Genomic DNA, 26,140 nt, shown 5'->3' with positions numbered 1-26,140 from the left:
GAAGAACTACTTTCATGACACTTGAGGGGCTGCGCAGATATCATGGCATTGAGTTATTATCTCTACCATCGTTTCTTCCGATCTTGCAACTTCTGCAGATTACTCCAGAAGTCTTCATCAGTACCAAATATGGCAGCAAGAACGTGAGCCTCATCATCCGTAAGACGACGCAAGCCGCAGAGAATATCGTCAATATACTGCTTGCAGCTACCCATAGCTTCCGCCAGTTCATCATTAGACATGTTCAGCGGTTTCAAAAATTCTTCTGTCAGAATTTCTCCCACTGTCACAGGCCCGGCGGTATCTGCTTTTGTGTAGTATGCAAGAATCTCTGAACGCCCCTGCTCATAAGTAAGCTCACCTGAAATAATACGTGCCTTAATGGACTCGTACAGTGGCGTACCACTGGGGTCCATTCCTTCAAGTCTCAGGGAAGCCTCTGCTTTGCGGAAGCCCTCAATGCGTAACCGTGTATAGGGAGTCCTGGACATGTTTTTCCTTTGAATTGCATGAGCAAAGTTCGCACAGTGAAAGCGTCAGCTCACGCTACCTCGTTAACTGACGCACGTGACTCAAGATTTATTATTACCCGATAAGCTATCATCGGCAAAATCATCATGTTCGCGGTTATCCCGATGAGTAGCTGTCTGCTTACGTATCTGAGTCGCCAACTCCCCTCCAATAGTTTGTTGGACACGAGAAGAATTGCTACTTCGCTTCATTTTCTGGTACTCAGCAGCTCCGTTGGCCATGCTGCTTCCCATATGGCTTGCCATGCGGCCAGCTCGTGAGAATGAAGCAAACCCCTGACTTCCTCCACTGGTGCTAACTGAACTGCTCCCTGCTGACGAACCACCGGAACTGCCTGAGGGTTGGCCTCCAGAAGTATCTACAGAACCGGTATCTTCCCCGCCGCCAAATCCTCCACCGGAACTGCCTCCACCGCCTGAACCAGATTCTTCGGCCATGGCAGCTTGCGCAGACTCGAACGCTGCCTTTAATGCAGAGGCTCCGCCGCTGAGTTGAGCTGATGCCCCCATTGCCATTGCTCCAGCACCGCTGATGGCAGTAGCGGCAGCGCCGGTAATCATACCCGCCCCAAATCCACCAATCCCTTGTAAAGAACTCCCTCCTACAACACCTGATAACAACAGTGGTAGCTTATTCGTTAATACTAATAGGATAATTGACGCCAAAAGCAAAACGATAAGACTATTAAGATCAGGAACATCATCTTTAATAAGAGAAAAATATTGATCTATAAATGATTGTCCAATCCCAATAATTAATGTCATCGTGAATAATTGAATGCCAATCGATAAAACAGTTCGTAAGTAATTAATTGCTATATCAGAGGTCCATTTCGAACCACCAAATCCAAGCAATATAACTCCTGCATAACATAACACCCATGCAGAAATCAACATGATTAGCATATTTATCGCTATAAGGGACATCACTACCAAAACGATTATCGCGACTGTTATCATAATGGTGGATATCATTGGCGACCAAATTGATGCGGCTGAGCTGACCTTTGTTAATATCGCAAACGCCATATCAACTATGCTTGAGGGCGAAATACCAGTACTTATTCCTAAAGCGTTTGCTGCAAGTTGTCTCATTGAATTAATTATGGATTGCGATATGGATGGGCCGTTGATTAAAAGATAGTAAAAAAAACCAATGACAGCAAAAAAGCGAACTATTTCAGCAAGTACGCCTGTCAACCCTTCCCCTTGCATCGCCATCATACCAAATGTCCAAACCATACTTATTAATACCAGCCCCCAGAAGAGCCAATTTGCATAGTCAGCAATTACTGTTGTCCATGTACTGGCTACTTGATGAAACTTATCTAATAAAGAATCAAGTAGCCCGCTACTATCTAATTGACCAGCATAGGCATTTATAGAAAAGAAAAGTATGATACCTAAAAAGGTGAGCTTACTTACTATTTTCATGATTACCATTCTCGTTTAGGGCTTGGTTTATTATTACTCCGTAGAGCACATTTATCGTATTTATGTTCACCAAATTTATTATCTGGCGTCGATAAACAATCTTTATCATTTTTATCGCAAGAACATATGGCCAATAAACTGATCAGAATAAATACAATCAAAAGATTATCTTTCATTCTGCGTTTCCTCACCAAATTCGCTTCGGGCTTGGTGTATTCTCTCCAGCTAACGCTTTTTCATCAGCGGCTATCTGTTGTGATTCTTTATCTGCCTGAGCCTGTGCCAGTGTTGCTGCAGCGTTTTGTTGGGCTACCAGAAGTGAGCGGATTTGCAGTAACTGATTTGTCTGTGCACTGGCAAGCTGGTTTGCCGCCTGAATAGCTTCCATTTGCCCTTGTGCGCCGCTTGCCTGAGTTTGTAATTCGGCAAGATTATCAGCATCGCTCTGCAGGGTGTTCTGCTGTTCGTCAATTACCTTAAATACTGCGTCATTGGCCTTTTTACGCGCCCCTGAGCTGTTCTGTTCAGCTTCACGCAGTGCACTAATTTCAGACGCGGTACATTCAACATTGCTGTTAAAGCAAGGTGACGTCCTGTAGTAGTTGACATCCTGATATCGTTTCAGGTATGCATCGAGACTCCCGGCCTGATTCTTGTAGTAAGTAAGGGTATTCTGCACCTGCAACAATTTATTAATTGTTGAATTTGCCTGGTCCCAGATATAGGCCGCAGGAGCTACGGTGTTCTGCAACATGTTTTCATACTGCTGCAGCTGCGTCTGGTACTGCTGGATTTGTTTAGTCACAGCCTGAACGTTGTTAACTGCGCTGATTGTGGTCTGAACCACATTAGTGCCATCAATAACGGGAATTCCGGCCTTCACCGGTAATGCCATGACGGACGCCACGAAAGGAACTATTAAAGCTTTTTTAGCGGCTAAAATCCCTCTTTGTAATGAAACCACTCGGAACATTAAATTCATTTTCTCACCTCTTCTTCATCAGTTCAGTAATATTTAACACACTGTCTGTTAGCAGACGCAGGTATATAGGAACCACACATTTATTTATCCAAAATTTTATCCATAATGTTCCTTAGTTCTTGCCGAGTTGATTCTATTTTCGCAAGCAAGGTTCTTATCAGTGTGGGTGAAAAATCAACTGTTCGAGGATCATTTGCGAGCCATAATTTAAGTAATCCGCCAAGTCGTCCAAGATCAGCGTTTACTCGGCTAAGTTCATTAACCTGTTTTATATCTGCGATAGAATCAACCTGATAACCCATTGCAACTCTACGAACAAAACAGGCAACACTTAATCCAGATGCTTCTGCATTTTCTTGGATGAGCATTTTTTCTTCGGGTAAACAATAAACTTTTATTGGCGTACTATTTTTTCTAGTCTGAGTAACTTTCATATAGCTCTCCATACAGGCGGTAGCCTGGCAGCCTCGCAGAGCAGGATTCCCGTTGAGCAGCCCAGCTGCGAATAAGGGAAGGTAAAGTAGGCCCACCGTAAACGGTGGGCCTACTTTACATATCCTGCCCTCCAGTTGCCGTAGTATATCTGTGCACATCAATGTGTATTTCAGTGTACAGGATGTGTTTTCTTAGCGTATTAATATAGGATTACTCGTGTAAAGATCTGCAGCAAATGTGTTTTTTGCAAGAAAACTTTATTTCTACCTTTTGATAATGACCTTTAGTAGTCATAAATGGGCGTCCACCAACTGTATTTATGTTTCGATATAGTGTAAGAAGTCTATTATTTTCTCATGCACTTTTTTACTTACCTTGTCAGAGCATGTGCATTGCAGATTTTAGCGGCTAAAATCTGCCTCCCTATGCCTAAAGCTAGGGGCGTACCTCATATGTCATAAAATCTACCTCAAGTGTCAATATACCAAGCGTGTAAGTAATCTCTTCTTCTGGCGTACAACCATCGGCCTTTGGCCGATTCTAGATTTGAAAGCGCCTGCTCAGGCAGGTGATTTCAAAGCCTGAAGATACTGATTGATCCTGAATAACCTGCACACCAGATAAAAAATCAGGCCTCTGTAGCACACTAGCGGGCCGTTACAGCACATCGCCGGGCCGTAACGACACACTACCGGGCCGTTGTAGCTCGTTTTATCCTGGAGTTTTGTATCTCAATACCAATTGCTAGAAATTTTTTGCTATCTTCTTTTAATCTTCTCCGATAGTTACGCAATGTCATATTATTAGTACCTTCCCCACTGACAGCTAAAATTAATGTATCAATATGCCAGCCGCCTTTAGGATCGTGCTTATGTGTTAATATATGACGTGCAACTGCTTGGCTAATACCATGCTGAAGACGAGCAATGGGGCCTGGATCATGATGAAAATGCAAATCTCGCTTCAACAACATTACTAATGCAACACCTAATCGCACTCTCCACAGGTTACGTTCACCACCAGTTAGAGGATTACGCCTAGTCATTGGTGAGGGCACGACATGGTCAATTAAACCACCTAGAATGGAATAACCGTGTTTTTCTAAATCTGGTGTTACTATTTCAACAGTTGCCACTCGTAGATCAACAAGTAGTTTTTTAATTCGATCATAACTGTATTGTGCATCGGATAGAGTTCGGCGTACTTTCGCTGGATCTACTAATAATTCGATTCCTCCATCAGAAATTTCTCGACGTTTCTCGGCCACATAGAGCATTGTTTCGACAATATCCGCATGACGTTGTCCTAGTCTTCCGGTAACTCGACAACGACCAAAACTAGTCTCCATCCACTGTCCCTTCAGCGCCAAGGGACGTTGACTTGGTTGGTACAGAATGACTCTAGCCTGCAGAGCTGTACTAGTAGGTGTAACCTTATTACCAGTTATCATTTTCTGCACCACTCAATGAAGACATACATTCTTTTGCTATTTGTTTTTTATTCTTCGATTTGAGTTGCGTTATCCTTAATACTCCACCCTCATGTCTCTGTAACCAACGCTCTGGCGCACGTTCTCCATAATTTGCTTTATTTATTCCAAATCTAACAAATTGACCTCGAACATCATCAGAAATACCATACGCCTTCGCTTCTAAGGCGGTCATGCCCGCCAGATAAGATTGCCACCGTATATTATCAACCAGGACGCTACTACCCCTGCTTGCCTGCTGTATATCACCAACTCCCATCGTGGCAGCGCCTTTGTTTGAATGGTGTAGAAATATAATCGAACATCCAGTATCAGCAGCAATACCTTCTAGCTTTCCAATGACTTTGGACATTGCTGCGCTATTATTCTCATCCTCCTGGTGGAAACGGCGAAGAGTATCCAAAATTATTAAACGTCTACCTTTTGAAACTTCATTGATCAAGTTGCTCCAATCCGGCAAGAAAATATTTGGACACTTCCCTACTAAAGGTTCGACCAATAGCTTATCAGCTACAATCTGCTGCTGACGTGCTGTTAGATATTTTCCCAAAGAATATAAACGATGGTGAACGATGGTTTCAGAGTCCTCCACAGGTAAATATGCCACCAACCCAGTCGGATATTCACCAAAGTTTAAAAGATCTACACCACAAGTAATCTGCACAGCCAATTGTAATGCCAGCATTGACTTTCCAACGCCTCCCGGAGAAACAATCGCTCCGATAGTACCAATAGCCAAATTAGGCAAGACGTAATCAATTGGTTGTGGCTTAGCTTCAAATGCTTCCATTATGTTCAATGACATTGCTGTTACCTACCTAAAACAACACCGGGTCTGGCCGCTTTAAACATTGCTGATTTACGATCCGCAATCCACTGCTCTACTTCAGATAACTGCCATGCAACATTTCGGCTAGTAAGTGCTATACGGCGAGGAAACTCGCCTCGCTGTTCAAGGTTATAAATAGTGCGGGCTGACAATGGGATCATTTCCAGAAGTGTTTTTCTGTTAATGAGCGTGCTATGTGCTTTTGTTTGCATCTGCCTTCCTCCTGTTTCCAATCAGGCCTATACAATGCCAAGCATTACCACTTGCTAAAACCTATTCATTGGCTAAAATGGTTGACATGAAAATTACTATCTGGGAAGGCTGTGACCTCACAGTTGCAGCTGCAATTAAATTATTTGTAGAGCGTAGTTCTCCGTACTCCATATTTTCACGGAGGTATCCAATACTGCGTCTCATACAGGAAGTTATTGATCCAGCAGTAGCTGCTTATGTAAATTCCCTGCCACCAAGTCATAAAGACTACATTTCTGGAGTAAATCTAGGATTTAGCGAAGTACTTAAAAAAGTGGGCTTAAACGTCGTAGTACAGGCACAAAGACTTCTTTTGCGTAATTTCGTTCTGACTTTAGATCAACAAACTTCTCTTGATAAATGCTTTACCGCTACGATTGAGTCTCTTATTGAATTAGTCAGTGAGTGCGCATCCAAGCGGCCGAAGAAATCCTCTCCTGCAAAAGGAGTAACTATAAATTCACAGCGTAAGCTCGGTTATTGCGAGTTCTGCGGTAATCTAACCGAATTTTCCAAGTTGATCAGTGAGATATCAGAATTTGTTGCTAACGATAATGAGTTCCCCGTTCATGAAAAACAGGTCCTTAGTCATCGATATTGTTCTGACCATAGGCCCAAACTCATCAATGGTCTATGGAATCCCAAATACAGACAAGGAAAGCGGTCTCTCGAACAGTTCAATAAAGAATTAATAAGGCTTAGACGGCAATGCGCTAAACCGCATAAAGCTAACGCAAACACAGGGGATATATTGATTGATACATATTTTCATGAGTGGATACAGGGTCAAACTTTAACCCCAGCAGATCTAGATAAACTTAGGAATATCGCCAGACGAATGGTTGACTCCAAATTCACTGATACTAAGAAAAAAATAATCATATTAAAACACCAAGGTTTTAACCAGTTTGAAACCGCACAGGTTTTAGAAAAAAATCACTACACAACTATGACAAAGCAGGCTGTGTCCAAGGCCTTAGCGTCGGTGAGGAAAGAATTTTATATTTAAAATAGTATATCCACGAACTATTATGGTGGCAGTTTAAGTCTTAATATCATCCACTTTATTGAATTATAACCAGCCACTTACAAGGGTTTTTCGCGATTACCCTGCTTCAAATTGATGATTTTGAAAATACAGTATTATAGTTTATTGTTTGTAGCGCAGCTGTAAGCGTTATGCAAAACGGATCACAGTGATACTACCTCACCAGTAAATCACTGAAGCCGATCTGTAATGACATAGAACGAATTGGTTTTATGGTTATGCAATGGCTCATCCCCTTACTTGTCCCTGACCATAAAAAGCATTCGCTTTCCTGAAAGCAAGTCTAAGCCAAGGGGCGTTTACAGTTGTCTTATCTTGGCTCATTAGATACTGGCTTAATTATTAGAATCATGTCGGTGGCATTTAGGTCAAAACATGCCCAAAATTTTAGCAGCTAAAATTCGTTTTCTCATGTAGGGTCAAGAAGCTTATGACTTAACCTATTGATTATGTGAATTACCTTGTGAGTATTACTCGTAGGATGGAATCTTCCAAAACTCTGACAATTCACTCTAAATGTATGACAAAAAAAGATAGTTTAGACCATAGTTTGTCCAGCGTTAAATTTCTCCAGATAGACTTCCATTTCGCGAGTCCACCTTGGGGTAGGTACCGAGGTGGCCATTAGCCACGGAAACCACCATACAAGCATGAAGGCCATCATAAGCGGTGCGATCATTTCGGCCGAAGCATGAGAAACTATATAGACTATGAATACTATCAGTAGAACTGCGTTTGCAATCTGACCTGCCAGAAAAAGACGCCAGCGATAACAATGCCATTTCCTGTTGAACACAATCCGTCCATCCCGTTCTTCGAGCCAGTTACGCCACGGCTTGAGATAACCAGCCCGCAACCCATAACGATCACACATTATTACAGCCAAATCCTGCAGCCGATAGTTATACAAGCCTGTGAGCCGATAAAGGCTGCGCTGACGAAGCTCACGCTTTGCCAGACGGACCGCATTTTTATTCAAATATGGCTGTGTCAGCATTTGCTCTAGCCGGCGCTTCCTAAGATTGAATAGTCCACGAAATACACTTCCAGATTCAGCATTAATTACTCTGTGACGAACTACACCGAGTGCAATATAGATACACAGCAATAGCCAGCCGGTCTTAGGGTATTGATTCATCCATTGTATAATTACAGACAACTCAGGCACTCTTATTTTTCCTTTTTATGCAATCCAGATAAAACCAGTAAAGATTCAGTAAATTTTAGCGGCTAAAATTGCTCTCCTAGCGTAGATAAAAGAAGCATATCCACTTAACCTACTGATTGTTAACTACTTACTAGTCCATTCATCAATCATATTCGCCCAATCTTGTAGCATCTCAGCCCTCTGCTCACGATATTCAGCCTTGTTATAAACAGCTCGTACCCCTTTTTGTTCATGGGCAAGGCTCTTCTCAATCCAGTCAGTATTGTACCCGGCCTCATGTAGCAAGGTGCTGGCTGTACGCCGTAAGTCATGGGGACCAAACTTAGGCAACAACTCCCCTTCTTTCTGAGCCAGGCGATACGTCAGTGTCAAAACCCGGTTTAAAGTAGCGCTACTCATTGGCGCATCGGAATCGTACCGCGAAGGAAGGATAAAATCAGAGCTACCGGCAAAGGTTTTGAGAGCAATCATAATATCCATTGCCTGTCTGGAAAGAAAAACCAAATGTGGATTACGTCGTTTCATCCTCTCCTTTGGTATCGTCCATAATGCTTCACTAAAATTGATCTCGTTCCAGGTTGCGTTAGTAAGCTCACTTTTACGTACCATCGTTAACAGCAATAGTTTAACCGCTGCTCTGATTGATGGCGTCGTTCCTACCCGTTCCATGTACCGATACATCAGACCAATTTCAATTGGCGTCAATGCTCTGTCTCGAGGCTCAAATTTCGCTATGCTTGCAGGCCGTACCAGATCAGCTGGATTCTCCACCTTCTGACCGCGCTCAATAGCCCAGCGATAGACTTGCAATACAATCTCTCTGGCGTGTACAGCTGTCGCCGGTGCCCCTCTCTCGACAATGTTATCGGTTAATGCGCGTAAGTCTTCATGTGTAATCTCACTAAGTTTCTGCTGGGCAAATTTTGACTTCAACTCCCTTTGATATACCGAACGCCGCATATCACGCGTCGATTCAGCCATTTGATAACCGCGTAACCATTTCTCAGCCCACGCACCAAAAGTCTCCGCATCTTTGATACGCGCTTTATCTCTGGCTTTTTCCCTCGCAGGCGATCTTCCACTGGCAACCATTTTTTTGGCTTCATTGAGCCGTTCACGCGCTTCTGCAAGCGTGATCCCTCCAACACCATAGCGGCCAAAAGTAACGGTCTCCTGTCTTCCGTTTATTGAATAGTTATAACGAAATGAAATAGTTCCAGCCGGAGTGACCGCAACATACAGACCATCACGGTCATTAACTTTATAGAGTTTCTCCTTCGGCTTAAGGTGACGCAGCCTGGTGTCAGTCAACATGGTTTATTGTTTTCCTTTATCAAAAAATACCATGTTGTAAAAAATTCAGAAAAGTTGTTTAACTCTCTGTTTTTAATTGAGTTATAAAAAACAAATACCATAACTCAACCGAAATTTATCACATGGTACTTTTTCAAACCTGAATTCGAAATCAGAGAGTACCATCAAAAATCCCATTGAAAAAACCGTGCTTCCCGTTGCTAACAGCTGCCAGAAAGTGCCAGACATAAAAACAAAAAAGCCCGCAGTTACGCGGGCTTAGAGGTACTTTACTGCTTTTACGTGCAGGCTGTTGCCAGACGCGAAATCATTCCCACTCAATTGTAGCCGGTGGCTTACCGCTGATGTCATACACCACGCGGGAGATACCGTTCACTTCGTTGATAATGCGGTTAGAGACGCGGCCCAGGAAGTCGTACGGCAGGTGCGCCCAGTGCGCGGTCATGAAGTCGATGGTTTCCACCGCACGCAGGGAAACAACCCAGTCGTACTTACGGCCATCGCCCATCACGCCGACAGAGCGCACCGGCAGGAACACGGTGAACGCCTGGCTCACTTTGTTGTACAGGTCAGCTTTGTGCAGCTCTTCAATGAAGATAGCGTCCGCGCGACGCAGCAGGTCGCAGTACTCTTTCTTCACTTCGCCCAGCACACGCACGCCCAGACCTGGACCCGGGAACGGGTGACGGTAGAGCATGTCGTATGGCAGACCCAATTCCAGGCCGATCTTACGTACTTCATCTTTGAACAGCTCACGCAGCGGTTCAACCAGACCCATCTTCATCTCTTTCGGCAGGCCGCCCACGTTGTGGTGAGATTTGATGACGTGTGCTTTACCGGTTGCGGAAGCCGCGGATTCAATCACGTCAGGGTAGATGGTGCCCTGCGCCAGCCATTTAACGTCTTCCAGCTTCAGCGCTTCTTCATCGAACACTTCAACGAAGACGCGACCGATGATTTTACGTTTCGCTTCCGGATCGTTCTCGCCGGCCAGCGCGTCGAGGAAGCGCTTCTCGCCTTCCACGTGAATGATGTTCAGACCGAAGTGGTCGCCGAACATATCCATAACCTGCTGCGCTTCGTTCAGACGCAGCAGACCGTTGTCCACGAATACACAGGTCAGGTTTTTGCCGATTGCGCGGTGCAGCAGCATCGCGGTGACAGAGGAGTCAACACCGCCGGACAGGCCGAGGATCACTTTGTCATTGCCAACCTGCTGGCGGATACGCTCAACGGCGTCGTCGATGATTTTTGCTGGCGTCCACAGTGCTTCACACTGGCAGATATCACGCACGAAGCGTTCCAGCATGCGCATACCCTGACGGGTGTGGGTCACTTCCGGGTGGAACTGCACACCGTAGAAGCGTTTTTCTTCGTTCGCCATAATCGCAAACGGGCAGTTATCGGTGCTGGCAACGGTCACAAAGTCAGACGGGATGGCGGTGACTTTGTCGCCGTGGCTCATCCACACGTCCAGCAGCGGTTTGCCGTCTGCGGTCAGGGAGTCTTCGATACCGCGAACCAGCGCGCTGTCGGTGACGACTTCAACCTGCGCGTAGCCAAACTCACGCTCGTTAGACCCTTCTACGTGGCCGCCCAGCTGCATGGCCATGGTCTGCATACCGTAGCAAACGCCGAATACCGGCACGCCCGCTTCAAACACGTACTGCGGTGCGCGTGGGCTGTTCTCTTCGGTGGTGCTTTCCGGGCCGCCGGACAGGATGATGCCGCTTGGATTGAATTCGCGAATCTGTGCTTCCGTGACATCCCATGCCCACAGTTCACAGTAAACGCCCAGTTCACGCACGCGACGCGCCACCAGTTGAGTGTACTGAGAACCAAAGTCCAGGATGAGAATGCGATGTTTATGAATGTTTTCCGTCATTGACGCTAATTCCGAGGCAAGTGAAACAAATACAGAGCGCCCGGCATGAGCCGGGCGCGGAAATTTATCAGGAGCCCAGACGGTAGTTCGGGGACTCTTTGGTGATCGTCACGTCGTGAACGTGGCTCTCCTGGATACCCGCACCGCTGATGCGTACGAATTCCGCTTTAGTACGCAGCAGGTCGATGGTACCACAGCCGGTCAGACCCATACAGGAGCGCAGGCCGCCCATCTGCTGGTGAATGATCTCTTTCAGGCGGCCTTTATAGGCAACGCGGCCTTCGATACCTTCCGGTACCAGTTTGTCAGCGGCGTTATCGCTCTGGAAGTAACGGTCGGAAGAGCCTTTGGACATCGCGCCCAGGGAGCCCATACCACGGTATGATTTGTAAGAACGGCCCTGGTAGAGTTCGATTTCGCCCGGGGATTCTTCAGTACCGGCCAGCATAGAGCCAACCATGACGGCTGCAGCACCTGCAGCGATCGCTTTCGCGATGTCGCCAGAGAAGCGGATACCGCCGTCAGCGATAACCGGAATACCGGTGCCTTCCAGCGCTTCAACCGCGTCGGATACCGCGGTGATCTGCGGAACGCCTACGCCAGTCACGATACGGGTGGTACAAATAGAGCCAGGACCGATACCGACTTTCACCGCGCTGCAGCCTGCTTCAGCCAGTGCGCGAGCGCCTGCGCCCGTTGCAACGTTACCGCCGATGATCTGCAGGTCTGGGTATTTCGCACGGGTTTCACGAATACGTTGCAGAACGCCTTCGGAGTGGCCGTGAGAGGAGTCAATCAGCAGTACGTCAACGCCCGCAGCCACCAGCGCGTCAACACGCTCTTCGTTACCTGCACCCGCGCCAACGGCAGCACCTACGCGCAGACGGCCATGCTCGTCTTTACAGGCGTTAGGTTTACGTTCTGCTTTCTGGAAATCTTTAACGGTGATCATGCCCAGCAGGTGGAAGTTCGCGTCCACAACCAGTGCTTTCTCAACGCGCTTCTCGTGCATTTTAGCCAGCACGACGTCACGGGTTTCGCCTTCACGGACGGTTACCAGGCGCTCTTTCGGGGTCATGTATACGCTGACAGGCTGGTTCAGGTCAGTCACGAAACGCACGTCACGGCCGGTGATGATGCCCACCAGTTCGTTATCTTCGGTGACAACCGGGTAACCGGCGAAACCGTTACGTTCGGTCAGGGCTTTCACTTCGTGCAGGGTGGTGGTTGGCAGAACGGTCTGTGGGTCAGACACGATGCCGGATTCATGTTTCTTCACGCGGCGAACTTCTTCAGCCTGACGCTCGATAGACATGTTTTTATGAATAAAGCCGATGCCACCTTCCTGTGCCAGGGCGATAGCCAGGCGCGCTTCAGTCACGGTGTCCATTGCCGCAGAGAGCATAGGAATGTTCAGGCGAATCGTTTTCGTCAACTGCGTGCTGAGATCGGCAGTATTCGGCAGAACGGTGGAATGAGCGGGAACGAGGAGGACGTCGTCAAACGTCAGTGCTTCTTTAGCGATACGTAGCATGGGCAATATCTCTGACCTGGTGGGTGGTTAAATATTGCCGTGGCATTATACAGAGCGTAACCGATTGCATCCACACTTTTTTATAAAAAAACCTTGCACTCCCCTCTCAGCAGGTTACTATCGACTGAATAACTTGCTGATTTAGAATTTGATCCCGCTCACATGTTATCCACTCAATCCCCCTCAATTTTTACTGTCAGCCGCCTTAATCAGACGGTTCGTTTGCTGCTTGAGCAGGAAATGGGGCAGGTCTGGATCAGCGGTGAAATCTCTAACTTCACGCAGCCTTCATCTGGTCACTGGTACTTCACGTTAAAAGACGACACCGCTCAGGTGCGCTGTGCAATGTTCCGCAACAGCAACCGCCGCGTGACGTTTCGCCCTCAGCATGGTCAGCAGGTTCTGGTTCGCGCCAATATCACCCTGTATGAGCCGCGCGGCGATTATCAAATCATCGTCGAAAGTATGCAGCCTGCGGGCGAAGGTGTGTTGCAGCAGAAGTACGAGCAGCTAAAAGACAAACTCTCGCAAGAGGGTCTGTTCGATCAGCAGTTCAAAAAACCGCTCCCCTCACCTGCCCACTGCGTTGGGGTGATTACGTCAAAAACCGGGGCGGCACTGCATGACATACTTCATGTCCTCAAACGCCGCGACCCGTCCCTGCCCGTTATCATCTACCCGACCGCTGTTCAGGGTGATGACGCACCGGGTCAGATTGTCCGCGCTATTGAACTTGCAAACGCACGTCAGGAGTGCGACGTGCTGATTGTCGGGCGTGGCGGCGGTTCGCTGGAAGACCTGTGGAGCTTTAACGACGAACGCGTGGCACGGGCCATTTTCGCAAGCCAGATCCCGGTCGTCAGCGCCGTCGGCCACGAAACGGACGTGACAATAGCTGATTTTGTGGCGGATTTACGCGCGCCAACGCCCTCCGCAGCCGCGGAAGTGGTGAGCCGCAATCAGCTGGAGCTGCTGCGCCAGCTGCAGAATGGTCAGCAGCGTCTGGAAATGGCGATGGACTATTTCCTGGCCAACCGGTCGCGCCGGTTTACCCAGCTTCATCATCGCCTGCAACAGCAGCATCCGCAATTGCGGCTGGCCCGTCAGCAAACCGTGCTGGAGCGTCTGCGTCAGCGAATGAACGTCGCACTGGATATTCAGCTCAAGCGCGCGGTCTCGCGCCAGCAGCGTATTACTCAGCGCCTGAACCAGCAGAACCCACAGCCGAAGATTTATCGCGCGCAAACGCGTATCCAACAGCTTGAGTATCGACTGGCAGACACTATCCGCGCACGTCTTAGCACCACACGTGAACGCTTTGGCAACGCGGTGACCCACCTCGAGGCGGTCAGCCCGCTCTCGACGCTGGCACGAGGCTATAGCGTAACGACCGCCACCGACGGTAAAGTGCTGAAGCAAACGAAGCAGGTGAAAGCCGGAGATGTTCTCACCACCCGTCTGTTAGACGGCTGGGTGGAGAGCGAAGTGAAAGAGATTAAACCGGTGAAAAAAACCCGCCAGCGAAAAAACGGATAATTCTTCGTCGGTTACAAACTATACTGCTGCTATTCCCTTTTATCTGGCCTTGCCCGAACTAAGGAGAGCAGCATGTCTTATCTTCACAGCGTCATTCCCCCCTATATTCTTCGTCGCATTATCGAAAGTGGCTCTGAGCCGCAGCAGCGCTGCGCCCGTCAGACGTTAACGCATGTGCAAACGCTCATGGCGCATATGCCGGGCAAACCCGCCGCGCCGCACGTCAATAAAGCCGGTCAACTGGAGCGTGATATTTACGATGCCAGACAGACGCAGGAGCTGCCGGGTACCCAGGTGCGTTATGAGGGCCAGCCGTCAAATGGCGATGTGGCCGTTGATGAAGCCTACAATTATTTGGGGGTCACCCATGATTTCTTCTGGAAAATGTATCAGCGCGATTCGCTTGATAATAAAGGCCTGATCCTGACCGGTACCGTGCACTATGGCCGGGAATATCAGAACGCCTTCTGGAATGGTCAGCAGATGGTCTTTGGCGATGGCGACGGCGAAATATTTAACCGCTTTACCATTGCCATTGACGTAGTGGCCCACGAGCTAAGCCACGGTGTCACCGAGACCGAAGCCGGGCTTATCTATTTTGAGCAGTCTGGCGCACTGAATGAATCATTGTCAGATGTGTTTGGCTCGCTGGTCAAACAGTACCACCTCAAACAGACCGCCGATGAAGCCGACTGGCTGATTGGTGAGGGGCTTCTGGCAGACGGTATTAACGGCAAAGGGCTGCGCTCCATGTCAGCGCCCGGCACCGCCTATGACGATCCTCTGCTCGGTAAAGACCCGCAGCCTGGGCACATGAAAGACTTTATCAAAACGCGCGAAGACAACGGCGGCGTACACCTGAATTCAGGTATTCCCAACCGGGCGTTTTATCTGGCCGCGAAGGCGATTGGGGGTCATGCCTGGGAAAAAGCGGGATATGCCTGGTACGACACAGTTTGCGACCGTCACCTGGCGCAAGATGCCGATTTTGAGGCCTTCGCAAAACTGACGGTTGCCCACGGCGAGAAACGGTCCGGTGGTGACGTGGCAGCTGCGATAAAACAAGCCTGGGAACAGGTGGGAGTGCTGTAAATGCAGGTTCCGGAACTCACAGATGACGCCGTCGTTGAGCTGGCCCGGGAAGGCGGCGTCGCTTTTATCCCTAAGCTAAGCGGCCAACGCACCATTACGCTTTCTTCACTCAATGAGGCCCAACGTCAGCGCGTGGTAAGCATCCTGGAGCAGGCATTTCCACGCGGCCAGCCGCCGGGTGAACCCACCTCGCCGGGGAGTGGCGATCAGCGTTATTTTCGCATCCAGATAATCTGGACTCAGCACAATCAGGCCCAGTACACCGATATGATTGTGCTGGTGCCTGAGCAGGAAGCCCCTGAGTCGCTGGTCGAGCTATGGCAGAAAGGCGAAGGCTGCGTGTGTGATTAAGCTTCAGCCGGGACAAACTCCACGCGCTTTTTCGAAATCAGGCCGTGGCCGTTCTGGCAGAAATAATCCACCGCACCGCAGGCTTTTAAGACCTGGAGTGGCTGATGACACTCCGGGCAGCGGGCTTCGAGCGCGATATCCTTATCGCAGTGCTCACAGTGGGCGACGCCATTTTGCACTTCAAGCTCTGCGTGGCAATCCGGGCAGGTAATCGACATGATGACTCCTTTGCTGGGCATTCTGTAATACGTTGATATTAACACGCAGCACTCAGTGCGGGCCACGCAGCTGTTGCTGTAAGGTCAGCAGCAGTTCTACTTCCGCCATTCGACGGCGTGTCGTCCGGCTCACTTCTTCCGGGTCACATTCGAAAAGACTTTTCTGCCCCAGAATGCGCTCTGCCAGGCAGTGCATATAAATCGTGCCTGGAATATGCCAGCGCTGAACCCGATCGCCGTCCGTCAGCACGAGCACATCTTCTGCTCCGTGACGATCGTGGCTTATGACGCGCCCGTCATGCAGATACAGCCGTAACCCTTTTTGCCCGCCTGACGGTCCCGCATATTTGTTGAGCCAAATCTCCACCGGAATGCCACTAAGCTGCCCGCGAAGATGAGCGCTGCCCTCTGCCGTGGTGAGATCGCCCTGTTTGATCTCACGCCCAAGCCGGTCAGTAGCGGCCACCACCTGCAGCGTCATATCATCCCCGCCCCCCAGATAACGCACCGTTTCACGCAGCATCGCCAGCACATGCGTGCCGATGTCCAGGATAACGCCGTCAGGATGGCGAAGCGTGCGGGTGTCCACTTCACCCGTGGCGAAGTTAAGCGCGACAGGTTCTCCTTTTGCGTTAAACCCGCTCGGTTCCTGCAAAAAACCGTCAATTCTGGCGATATCAGCAAAAGTCCCGATCAGACCAAGCTGAACCGTTGCGAGGCGCGCCATCCAGTGGTCAAGTGCGAGCACACGAGACGCCGCACCGGGCAACGCCAGCAGCCTGTTCAGTTTTTCGAGCTGCGCGAGCGTGGCGACGATGGGTTTTCAACCACGATCCGCACCACAGGAGACGCCAGGGCGTGCTCCAGCACCTCAAGATGCTGCAGAGAAGCCGTGGTAATAAACAGGGTATCAAGAGGATGCGAGAGAAGTTCGGTGAGAGAGGCGCAGCGCGTTACGCCTTCAGGGTGTCTGCCTGGCTGAACATCAAAACCCAGGCAGTGCAGTGAATCGCCATAAAGATTGTGTAGTGCGGGTAAGTACGCGGTTTCCACCACCGCGCCAAGACCAACAAACCCTAACAGCATGTTCTACCTCGTCGAGTAAATTACCGGGGCAAACGCCTGCCCCGGTATTGACGAGCAAGGCGTTATCAGGCGTTAGCGGCCGGTTTAGTCTGCGCATTTTCCAGCATGCGACGTACCGGAACAATGAGGACGATCAGCACCGCGGCACAAATCAGCAGCGCGATGGAGCAACGTGCGAAGAGATCCGGCAGCATATCCAGCTGGTCGGCCTTCACGTGACCGCCAATCAGACCTGCCGCCAGGTTGCCCAGCGCACTTGCGCAGAACCACAGGCCCATCATCTGCCCACGCATTCTTTCCGGTGCCAGCAGCGTCATGGTCGCCAGACCAATCGGGCTCAGGCACAGTTCCCCCAGCGTCAGCATCAAAATGCTCCCCACCAGCCAGAATGGCGACACGCCCGCGCCACCGTTATTCAGTACGTTCTGCGCAGCCAGCATCATCAGACCAAAGCCTGCGGCGGCACACAAAATACCAATAACAAACTTGGTGATACTGCTCGGACGAATGTTCATGCTGGCAAGTTTCGGCCAGGCCCAGCTGAATACCGGTGCCAACAGGATGATGAACAGAGCGTTAATCGACTGGAACCATACCGCCGGGATTTCGAAATCACCGATCATGCGGTTAGTGTAGTCGTTGGCAAAGAGGTTGAATGACGTTGGCTTCTGCTCGAAGGCGGACCAGAAGAACGCAGCGGAGACCAGCAGAATAAAACAGACCAGAAGTCTGGCACGCTCTTTACGATTCAGGCCCGCAAAAAGGAACAGGTAGATAAAGTAGAGGGCAACGGACGCCGCAATCACGTAAACCAGCACGCTGGCTACCGCAACCGGGTTAATCACAATCACACCCTGCGCGATCAGCGTAACGATAACAGCCACCCCAACGGCCAGCGCCAGCAACCATGCGCCTACGCCGTTTCTTTTCACCACCGGGCTGTTCCAGGTCGAGTCCAGCCCCACTTCGCTGTCATAGCGTTTCATTGCCGGAACGGCAAACACACGGAAGATGATCAGGGCAACCAGCATCCCGATGCCACCAATGCCGAAGCCCCAGTGCCAGCCGTGAGATTTAATCAGCCAGCCGGAAATCAGCGGCGCGATAAACGAGCCCATGTTGATGCCCATGTAGAACAGCGAGAAACCGCCGTCACGACGCGCATCGCCTTTTTTGTACAGCGTCCCCACCATGACCGAGATACAGGTCTTAAACAGACCAGAACCGAGCACGATGAACATCAGGCCGATAAAGAACAGGTTATCGCCCATGATGGCCGAGAGCGCAATCGACAGGTGGCCGAGCGCAATCAGGATAGAACCGTACCAGACGGCTTTCTGCTGGCCGAGCCAGTTATCCGCCAGCCAGCCACCCGGCAGTGCGGCCAGGTACATGGTGCCGGCAAAGATGCCCACAATTGCCGACGCGTTTTCACGTGCCAGCCCCATCCCGCCGTCATACACGGTGGCGGCCATAAACAGGATCAGTAATGGGCGAATGCCGTAAAACGAGAAACGTTCCCACATCTCGGTAAAGAACAGCGAACCGAGCGGATAAGGGTGGCCGAAGAACGTTCGGCTTTCTTTTTGATTAACAGAGGATTGCATAATTCTCCCAGGAAGGTATGTGTCGTGCTTGTAAACACCAGCATGTACGCCGGCCAGTTACGTATCTGACCGATTTTTTACATGCGGTGAAAAGTTAGTTAACCATTTGATAACCAGTCGCTAGTTTTGTCTAGTACCGGACCCTGGACTTTAAGATGAAAATTCGATGATTGTCTACTTTCTTAGATTTAAACTTGGTTAAAAGTGAATAGTGATTGACATCACACAGAGTGGACTGGCGGTATGAGCGGGCGAAAAAAAGCCCGCGATCAACGCGGGCTTCAGAAAGAACGGCAACGCTTATTTGCTTTTCTTAATGTGCTTAATCAAACGCTTACGCTTACGCATCTGGTTTGGCGTCAGGGTATTGCGCTTGTTGGCGAACGGGTTCTCCCCTTCCTTGAACTGGATGCGGATTGGCGTGCCCATTACGTCCAGTGATTTACGGAAGTAGTTCATCAGATAGCGCTTGTAGGAATCCGGCAGGTCTTTAACCTGGTTGCCGTGAATCACCACGATTGGTGGGTTATAACCACCAGCATGAGCATATTTCAGCTTCACGCGACGACCACGCACCAGCGGCGGCTGATGGTCTTCTGCTGCCATGTTCATGATACGGGTCAGCATGGCGGTGCTCTGACGACGGGTGGAGCTGTCGTACGCTTCACGCACGGACTCAAACAGATTACCTACACCGCTGCCGTGTAACGCAGAGATAAAGTGCACGCGAGCAAAGTCGATAAAGCCCAGACGGAAGTCGAGCGTCTCTTTCACCTGCTCTCTCACCTCATTACTCAGGCCATCCCATTTGTTGACCACGATAACGAGTGAGCGCCCACTATTCAGAATGAAGCCGAGCAGAGAAAGGTCCTGATCGGAGATACCTTCACGCGCATCGATGACCAGCATGACCACGTTGGCATCTTCAATCGCCTGCAGAGTCTTGATAACGGAGAATTTTTCCACCACATCGGTGATTTTCCCGCGCTTACGTACGCCTGCGGTGTCAATGAGCACATACTCACGCTCATCGCGCTGCATCGGGATATAAATACTGTCGCGGGTGGTGCCCGGCATGTCGTAAACGACCACACGCTCTTCGCCGAGGATACGGTTAGTAAGTGTAGACTTACCTACGTTTGGACGGCCCACGATAGCCAGTTTGATCGGCAGATCCTGCGGGTTGAAGTCGTCTTCAGGCTCTTCCTCGCCCGCTTCGCCGTCTTCGAACTGCGCCCAATATTCGGCGTCTTCATCGATCTCTTCCGGCGGGTTAACTTCATCAACCCACGGCAGCAAAACGGTTTCCAGCAGGCTGGTCACGCCACGACCATGAGATGCCGCAATCGGGTAGATTTCGCCCAGACCTAAGGACCAGAAATCCGCAACCGCCTGGTCTGCATCAATACCGTCAGTTTTGTTCGCCACCAGGAAAGTGGGTTTTTCACGCGAGCGCAGATGTTTCGCAATAGCGGAGTCCGCCGGCATCAGGCCTGCGCGAGCGTCCACCATAAACAGAACCACATCAGCTTCTTCAATCGCCAGCAGCGACTGTTCCGCCATGCGGGTTTCAACACCATCTTCTGTCCCGTCAATACCACCGGTATCAATACAGATGAACTCGCGTCCTTCTACTTCTGCACGACCGTACTTACGGTCACGCGTCAGCCCCGGGAAATCCGCAACCAGCGCATCACGGGTGCGTGTTAAACGGTTAAAAAGAGTGGATTTTCCAACGTTAGGGCGCCCGACAAGCGCGACCACAGGTACCATGTTTGAAGCCTCATAAAATTCAAATAAACGTCGCATTTGCGGCGTTTTTAAAAATGTCAAAACGGCTCCTGAGTGAACAGGAGCCGTTTAGTATACTACAACCGCTGGGTAATTAACGCGTGATCGCGTACAGCGTGCCGTCTTTTGCCTGAATCAGCAGTTTGCCGTCAGCCACGACCGGTTCCGTCAGGAAACCTGAGCTGTCGACTTTTTGCTGAGCAACAAAACGACCGTTGTCCGGGTCAATCCAGTGCATATACCCTTCGCTATCACCCACCACCAGGCTACCGTTATACAGTGCTGGTGCGGTCAGCAGACGGTGCAGCAGATCGCTTTGCGTCCACAGCGTAACACCACCTTCGGTGCTGAGCGCCAGCAGACGGTCGTTCTGATCGACCATATAGATACGGTTGCCATCAACCACGAAATCATTTACCGAACCCAGTTCACGTTTCCACATGACCTGGCCGCTGCGCAGATCCAGCGCGGTCAGGTTACCGTTATAGGCCAGTGCGTAAACCACACCGTCAACGATAACCGGGGTCGTGTCGACATCGCTCAGACGATCGATTTCCGTTGAGCCTGTCGCCTGAGAAATACGCTGCTGCCAGATCATCTGGCCTTGCTGCATCAGTACCGCGCTTACACGACCGTTGTCACCGCCAACAATGGCGGCACCAAAGGCGGTAGCCGGCGCAGATTCACCGCGCAGGGACAAGGAAGGCATATCCAGGTTCACGGTCCATTTCACCAGACCATCGGCTTCGTTCAGCGCCTGCAGCTGGCCGTTGCTGGTGTGGATCAGTACCATGCCGTCGCTCACGACCGGACGAGATAGAGACTCACCGGCCACGGAGGTTTGCCATGCAACAGAACCATCGCTGGTGTTGAGAGCATAGACCTGGGCTTTTTCGCTACCCACGTACACATGCCCACCGGCAACGGTCAGACCGCCAGAAAGCAGTGCCGGTTTACGAGAGAACCAGCCGTCTTTTTCCGCCAGGTTAACCGACCACACTTCTTTCCCGTCATCGGCATTAACCGCCTTCACGGTACCTTTGCGGTCAGCCGCATAGATAACGCTGTCGGCAAAAGCCGGGTGCAGGTTGGAATAAAAATCACCAATACCATCGCCCACGGAGGTGCTCCACGCGGTGGACGGGGTAAACTGGTTTTCAACAGTCGGCAGTGGGGACATTTTCACAACGTCTTCTTCGCCACTGAACAGTGAACAGCCACTCAATAACGTAACAGAAAGCAGTCCTGGCAGAAGTAATTTACGCAATTGCATCGGGTCCCTCTCAGACGGACAAATTATTTATTTTCATCTGCATCATTTCGCTCAGCGCAGGTGAAGCTTTGCTCTCTACGCCAGCTTGCCACGCTTTACGCGCGCCCGCTTTGTCACCTTTGCTCAGCAGTGCTTCACCGCGCAGATCGGCAACAATGGCAGCAAAACCTTCACCTTTGATGGTATCGAGCGTTTTCAGCGCATCGTCAGCTTTTTTCTGCTGAACCTGAATACGAGCCAGGCGCAGATTGATTACCGCTTTCAGATTTTCATCACTGGCGGCGGTTAGCCCTTGTGACAGCAGGCTAGCGGCTTTATCCAGCTCGTTCTTATCAACGTACTGCTGCGCCACTTCCAGTGCGGCCAGCGCACCGTAGGTGTTTTTGTTGTCAGCGGCAAATTTCTCTGCCGCCGTCAGCGTTTGCGGCTGATCGGCACGGATTGCGCTAACGGTATTTTCATACGACAGCGACGCGTCACGCGCGGAGTCCGCCTGATGACTGTTCCAGTAACGCCAGCCTACCAGCGCACCGACACCTAAAATAACCCCAACAACCAGCGCCTTGCCGTTTTCGACAAAGAAGCGTTTAATCGCGTCGACCTGATCGTGTTCGTTCTCGTAAATTTCCACGCAGTCCTTCTCCTTAGCCCAATAGAGTGCGCAAGTGCGCCGCAACGCCGTCCTGCGTTACCGTTGTCTGCTCACCAGAGCGCAGGTCTTTCACAACCACTTCGCCGTTAGCCACTTCGGACTCGCCCAGCACCAGTGCAATACTTGCGCCCCATTTATCGGCACGAGCAAACTGTTTTTTGAAGTTGCCGCCGCCATGGTTGGTCATCAGCTTCACGTCCGGCAGTGCATCACGCACGCGTTCCGCAAGCTGCATTGCCGCAGGCTGCGTTTCCGCGCCTGAGGCTACCAGGTATATATCGACAACGGAATCTGCTTTAAATTCCGGATTAACTGCCTGAACCAGCAAAACAAGTCGTTCAAGACCCATGGCGAAGCCAACGCCAGGGGCTGGACGACCACCAAGCTGCTCAACCAGACCGTCATAACGACCGCCGGCACACACGGTGCCCTGGGAACCGAGGCTGGATGTCACCCACTCGAACACGGTGCGGTTGTAGTAGTCCAGACCGCGCACCAGACGCTGGTTCACGGTATAAGCAATGCCCGCGGCTTCCAGTAGTTTGCACAGACCCGCAAAGTGCTCACGTGACGCTTCGTCCAGGTAGTCGCCCAATGCAGGAGCATCGTTCAACAGCGCCTGTACGTCAGGGTTTTTGGAATCCAGCACGCGCAGTGGGTTGCTGTACATACGACGTTTGCAGTCTTCGTCCAGCTTCTCTTTGTGCTGCTCCAGGAACGCAACCAGTGCGTCACGGTAGTTCGCGCGTGCTTCCAGAGAACCGATGGAGTTCAGTTCCAGTGAGACGTGCTCAGCAATGCCGAGCGCACGCCACCAGCGGGCAGTCAGCATAATCAGTTCGGCGTCAATGTCCGGGCCCTGCAGGCCAAAGACTTCCACACCCAGCTGGTTGAACTGGCGATAACGACCTTTCTGTGGACGTTCGTGGCGGAACATCGGGCCGATATACCACAGGCGCTGCTCCTGATTGTACAGGAGACCATGTTCGATGCCGGCGCGTACGCAGCCCGCCGTACCTTCCGGACGCAGTGTCAGGCTGTCGCCGTTGCGGTCCTCAAAGGTGTACATCTCTTTTTCAACCACGTCGGTCACTTCACCGATCGCGCGTTTGAATAACGGGGTCTGCTCTACAATCGGCAAACGGATTTCGCTGTAACCGTAGCTGCCGAGCACCTGTTTGAGTGTGCCTTCAATGCGCTGCCAGATGGCGGTTTCGCCAGGCAGATAATCGTTCATGCCGCGGATGGCTTGAATGTTTTTTGCCACGTTTATTCTCTTTCTATATACAAAAAAGAACCCAAAGAATGGGTTCAATCATACATGGGAAGCGCCACGCTTCCCATCACGTTATTTTTCAACCTGCTGAATGCTGATGCGCTGCGCTTCATCCATCATTGTTGCTTTGGCACGGATGCGGGCTTCAAGCTGGTCGATCATATCACTATTATCCAGACGATCTTTACGCACGCCATCTTCATAGAGACCACTTTTCTTGTTACCGCCGGTGACGCCGAGCGTTGACACCAGGGCTTCACCCGGACCGTTCACCACGCACCCGATGATGGAGACGTCCATCGGGGTGATGATATCTTCCAGACGTTGCTCAAGCGCATTCACCGTGCCAATCACGTCAAATTCCTGACGTGAACAGGTTGGGCAGGCAATGAAGTTGATCCCACGTGCGCGGATACGCAGTGATTTGAGGATATCGAAACCAACTTTGATCTCTTCTACCGGATCGGCCGCCAGCGAAACGCGCAGGGTGTCACCGATCCCTTCCGAGAGCAGCAGCCCCAGGCCGATCGCCGATTTAACGGAACCGCTACGAAGGCCACCGGCTTCCGTAATCCCGAGGTGCAAAGGCTGATCGATCTGTTTTGCCAGCAGGCGATAAGACTCTACTGCCAGGAACACATCTGAGGCTTTTACGCTGACTTTGAACTGATCGAAGTTCAGACGATCAAGATGATCAACGTGACGCATCGCGGATTCAAGCAGCGCCTGCGGCGTTGGCTCACCGTATTTTTCCTGCAGATCTTTTTCCAGGGAACCGGCGTTAACGCCGATACGGATAGGAATATTTTTATCGCGGGCGCAATCCACCACCATGCGGATACGCTCTTCGTTACCGATGTTGCCCGGGTTAATACGCAGGCAGTCGACGCCATATTCAGCAACTTTCAGCGCAATGCGGTAATCGAAGTGGATATCAGCAACCAGCGGAACGCTGACCTGCTGTTTGATCAGTTTGAACGCCTCTGCGGCATCCATTGTCGGCACGGAGACGCGAACAATGTCCGCGCCTACACGTTCTAACGCTTTGATCTGATTGACCGTCGCTTCCACGTCTGTGGTACGCGTGTTGGTCATCGACTGGACGGCGATAGGAGCCCCATCGCCGATTGGCACATTACCAACGTAAATCCGTTTCGATTTTCTACGTTGAATCGGAGCCTGGTTATGCATGAAAAATCTCCCGCGTTGCCCGTCTGTTACTGTGCTGCTGATTGTTCGGCATTAACGGTAAGACGCGCAACCTGGTTAGTTCTGATAAAGCGGCTCAGGTCGACAGGTTTTCCTTGATACTGGATCTGTACTGCTGCCGGAGCGCCGATTTTAAGTTTATACGGTGCCTGGCCGGTTAGGTTTAACGTGCCATCTTTACGCTGCAGACCGCTGAACAGTTTTTTACCTGTTGCATCGGTCACTTCCAGCCAGCAGTCAGCAGAGAAGTTCATCACCAGCGCATTTGGGTCCGCCGCCGGCGCAGCCGTTCCGGCCGGGTTGGTTGGCAGTGACGCAGCACCGTTGTCCGCAGGCTGAGTGGCCGCTGGCGCGTTGGTCGCGGTATCCACGTTTGCCTGAGAAGGGGCCACCACCGCGTTTGGATCCTGAGCCTGAGGCGCAGGGGTATTAGCCGTTGCGGCGGGTGCCTGCCCGGCATCGGTTGCAGGCGCATCGGTCGCGGCAGTCTGCGGCTCGCTGGAGGTGGCAGCACCGTCGGTATTCAGCGGCACGCTCTGAGCGTTGTCATTTCCGGACTGATTGAGCTCGGCGGAGGATTGATCGGCCATGGTGGTGATCTCTTCCTGCTGCGCCTTGTGGTTTTGCCACCACCATGCGCCCGTCAGGCCGATCACCACAAACAGCACCAGCCAGGTAAAGCTCATCAGCCAGCCATCACGTTTTTTACGACGTTTTCCCAGGGAGAAGGTCTGCATCGGCGCAACTTTTGCTGCGCGGACCGGTGCCTGCTTCTCCATCATTGGCAGTAATTCTTCTTCAGGGATATGCACCAGTTTTGCATAAGAGCGGATGTAACCACGCAGAAATGTTGAAGCCAGATCGGCCGGAGCCTTATCTTCTTCAATATCGCGAACCGTGGAAACCTTCAGACATAAGCGTTCTGCAACGGCTTGCTGGCTGAGTCCGAGTTGTTCACGGGCGTTGCGAAGACGAACGCCAGTGGAGAGTGCTTCATGTTGGTCGTGAGTGGCTTCAGTATTCATTCGCTACAACTACTGGTACGTGAAAAAAAAGGGTTCAGGTGCCGGTAAGTCACAATGCCACCCGCACCGCGAAAGTTCTGATCAGTTAACCTTGAACAGACAGTATAAGACTGTCAGCCCGGAG

Annotated in this window: 23 protein-coding genes and 1 pseudogene; 4 read left to right on the top strand and 20 right to left on the bottom strand. The window is 50.8% G+C overall.

All coding sequences use genetic code 11. The features are described 5' to 3' along the window. Positions 1–62 precede the first annotated feature (62 nt). From AB6731_RS20540 to AB6731_RS20510, 7 genes are all read right to left on the bottom strand, one after another. Positions 63–491, bottom strand: a complete 429-nt coding sequence (locus AB6731_RS20540) for a HigA family addiction module antitoxin (protein ID WP_371006748.1) — start codon at positions 489–491, stop codon at positions 63–65. A gap of 81 nt (positions 492–572) precedes the next feature. Further along, positions 573–1,964 carry a P-type conjugative transfer protein TrbL gene (gene trbL / locus AB6731_RS20535; RefSeq protein WP_371006746.1) on the bottom strand — a complete coding sequence of 464 codons (1,392 nt, stop codon included), beginning with the start codon at positions 1,962–1,964 and terminating at the stop codon, positions 573–575. A gap of 187 nt (positions 1,965–2,151) precedes the next feature. Continuing rightward, positions 2,152–2,946, bottom strand: coding sequence for a P-type conjugative transfer protein TrbJ (gene trbJ, locus AB6731_RS20530; RefSeq protein ID WP_320731762.1), 795 nt, complete (start codon positions 2,944–2,946; stop codon positions 2,152–2,154). 80 nt (positions 2,947–3,026) lie between these two features. Continuing rightward, the gene (traJ, locus tag AB6731_RS20525) at positions 3,027–3,380 is read right to left on the bottom strand and encodes a conjugal transfer transcriptional regulator TraJ (RefSeq protein ID WP_110193261.1); all 354 of its coding nucleotides are present in this window, start codon (positions 3,378–3,380) and stop codon (positions 3,027–3,029) included. A 689-nt stretch (positions 3,381–4,069) separates the two neighbouring features. Further along, complete coding sequence (locus tag AB6731_RS20520; RefSeq protein WP_105680506.1) at positions 4,070–4,831, bottom strand: ABC transporter ATPase; 762 nt, start codon at positions 4,829–4,831, stop codon at positions 4,070–4,072. Beyond that, entirely contained in the window at positions 4,818–5,675 is an 858-nt protein-coding gene (locus AB6731_RS20515; protein ID WP_371006745.1) for a helicase RepA family protein, read from the bottom strand. Before AB6731_RS20515 ends, AB6731_RS20520 begins: the two co-directional genes overlap by 14 nt. Positions 5,676–5,680: 5 nt before the next feature. Continuing rightward, positions 5,681–5,911: an AlpA family transcriptional regulator gene (locus AB6731_RS20510; protein ID WP_023308174.1), complete on the bottom strand. Its 231-nt coding sequence runs from the start codon at positions 5,909–5,911 to the stop codon at positions 5,681–5,683. A 77-nt stretch (positions 5,912–5,988) separates the two neighbouring features. On the opposite strand from AB6731_RS20510, the gene AB6731_RS20505 reads away from it, so the two are divergent. Continuing rightward, positions 5,989–6,960 (top strand): LuxR family transcriptional regulator, encoded by a 972-nt coding sequence (locus tag AB6731_RS20505; protein ID WP_371006768.1) that lies wholly within the window; start codon positions 5,989–5,991, stop codon positions 6,958–6,960. A 577-nt stretch (positions 6,961–7,537) separates the two neighbouring features. Here AB6731_RS20505 and AB6731_RS20500 read toward each other — a convergent pair. The 4 genes from AB6731_RS20500 to guaB all read right to left on the bottom strand — a co-directional run bounded on the left by AB6731_RS20500 (position 7,538) and on the right by guaB (position 12,900). Then, complete coding sequence (locus tag AB6731_RS20500; RefSeq protein ID WP_371006743.1) at positions 7,538–8,167, bottom strand: hypothetical protein; 630 nt, start codon at positions 8,165–8,167, stop codon at positions 7,538–7,540. A 123-nt stretch (positions 8,168–8,290) separates the two neighbouring features. Next, positions 8,291–9,481 (bottom strand): site-specific integrase, encoded by a 1,191-nt coding sequence (locus AB6731_RS20495; RefSeq protein WP_032652999.1) that lies wholly within the window; start codon positions 9,479–9,481, stop codon positions 8,291–8,293. Positions 9,482–9,788: 307 nt separating this feature from the next. Then, the gene (gene guaA, locus AB6731_RS20490; RefSeq protein WP_014171154.1) at positions 9,789–11,366 is read right to left on the bottom strand and encodes a glutamine-hydrolyzing GMP synthase; all 1,578 of its coding nucleotides are present in this window, start codon (positions 11,364–11,366) and stop codon (positions 9,789–9,791) included. A 67-nt stretch (positions 11,367–11,433) separates the two neighbouring features. Further along, entirely contained in the window at positions 11,434–12,900 is a 1,467-nt protein-coding gene (gene guaB / locus AB6731_RS20485) for an IMP dehydrogenase (protein WP_020883040.1), read from the bottom strand. A 162-nt stretch (positions 12,901–13,062) separates the two neighbouring features. Between guaB and xseA the strand changes: the two genes are divergently transcribed. The 3 genes from xseA to AB6731_RS20470 all read left to right on the top strand — a co-directional run bounded on the left by xseA (position 13,063) and on the right by AB6731_RS20470 (position 15,879). Continuing rightward, positions 13,063–14,436: an exodeoxyribonuclease VII large subunit gene (gene xseA / locus AB6731_RS20480; RefSeq protein ID WP_371006742.1), complete on the top strand. Its 1,374-nt coding sequence runs from the start codon at positions 13,063–13,065 to the stop codon at positions 14,434–14,436. Between the two features lie 72 nt (positions 14,437–14,508). Continuing rightward, positions 14,509–15,528 (top strand): M4 family metallopeptidase, encoded by a 1,020-nt coding sequence (locus tag AB6731_RS20475; RefSeq protein ID WP_014171157.1) that lies wholly within the window; start codon positions 14,509–14,511, stop codon positions 15,526–15,528. Next, positions 15,529–15,879, top strand: coding sequence for a protealysin inhibitor emfourin (locus AB6731_RS20470; RefSeq protein ID WP_020883037.1), 351 nt, complete (start codon positions 15,529–15,531; stop codon positions 15,877–15,879). Here AB6731_RS20470 and AB6731_RS20465 read toward each other — a convergent pair. The 9 genes and pseudogenes from AB6731_RS20465 to rodZ all read right to left on the bottom strand — a co-directional run bounded on the left by AB6731_RS20465 (position 15,876) and on the right by rodZ (position 26,016). Further along, positions 15,876–16,097, bottom strand: a complete 222-nt coding sequence (locus AB6731_RS20465; protein ID WP_025203470.1) for a zinc ribbon domain-containing protein — start codon at positions 16,095–16,097, stop codon at positions 15,876–15,878. The two genes, AB6731_RS20470 and AB6731_RS20465, sit on opposite strands and share 4 nt — an antisense overlap. Positions 16,098–16,149: 52 nt before the next feature. After that, positions 16,150–17,183 (bottom strand): annotated as a pseudogene (locus AB6731_RS20460) (oxidoreductase). Between the two features lie 65 nt (positions 17,184–17,248). Continuing rightward, the gene (locus AB6731_RS20455) at positions 17,249–18,790 is read right to left on the bottom strand and encodes a peptide MFS transporter (protein ID WP_025203468.1); all 1,542 of its coding nucleotides are present in this window, start codon (positions 18,788–18,790) and stop codon (positions 17,249–17,251) included. Positions 18,791–19,090: 300 nt separating this feature from the next. Beyond that, positions 19,091–20,563, bottom strand: coding sequence for a ribosome biogenesis GTPase Der (der, locus tag AB6731_RS20450; RefSeq protein ID WP_020883033.1), 1,473 nt, complete (start codon positions 20,561–20,563; stop codon positions 19,091–19,093). Between the two features lie 112 nt (positions 20,564–20,675). Continuing rightward, a complete protein-coding gene (gene bamB, locus AB6731_RS20445; RefSeq protein ID WP_014171163.1) occupies positions 20,676–21,854 on the bottom strand; it encodes an outer membrane protein assembly factor BamB in 1,179 nt (392 codons plus the stop codon). Between the two features lie 10 nt (positions 21,855–21,864). Beyond that, positions 21,865–22,485 carry a YfgM family protein gene (locus tag AB6731_RS20440; protein WP_020883032.1) on the bottom strand — a complete coding sequence of 207 codons (621 nt, stop codon included), beginning with the start codon at positions 22,483–22,485 and terminating at the stop codon, positions 21,865–21,867. Positions 22,486–22,498: 13 nt separating this feature from the next. Next, positions 22,499–23,773 carry a histidine--tRNA ligase gene (gene hisS, locus AB6731_RS20435; protein ID WP_020883031.1) on the bottom strand — a complete coding sequence of 425 codons (1,275 nt, stop codon included), beginning with the start codon at positions 23,771–23,773 and terminating at the stop codon, positions 22,499–22,501. An 81-nt stretch (positions 23,774–23,854) separates the two neighbouring features. Then, on the bottom strand, positions 23,855–24,973 hold the full coding sequence (gene ispG / locus AB6731_RS20430) for a flavodoxin-dependent (E)-4-hydroxy-3-methylbut-2-enyl-diphosphate synthase (RefSeq protein ID WP_014171166.1): 1,119 nt from the start codon (positions 24,971–24,973) through the stop codon (positions 23,855–23,857). 26 nt (positions 24,974–24,999) lie between these two features. Further along, the gene (gene rodZ, locus AB6731_RS20425) at positions 25,000–26,016 is read right to left on the bottom strand and encodes a cytoskeleton protein RodZ (protein WP_138278305.1); all 1,017 of its coding nucleotides are present in this window, start codon (positions 26,014–26,016) and stop codon (positions 25,000–25,002) included. Positions 26,017–26,140: the final 124 nt, after the last annotated feature.

Source organism: Enterobacter sp. RCC_40, from assembly GCF_041360735.1.
Taxonomy (GTDB): domain Bacteria; phylum Pseudomonadota; class Gammaproteobacteria; order Enterobacterales; family Enterobacteriaceae; genus Enterobacter; species Enterobacter ludwigii.
Note: the sequence above shows the minus strand (reverse complement) of the source record. Positions and strands in the feature narration are given on the sequence as shown.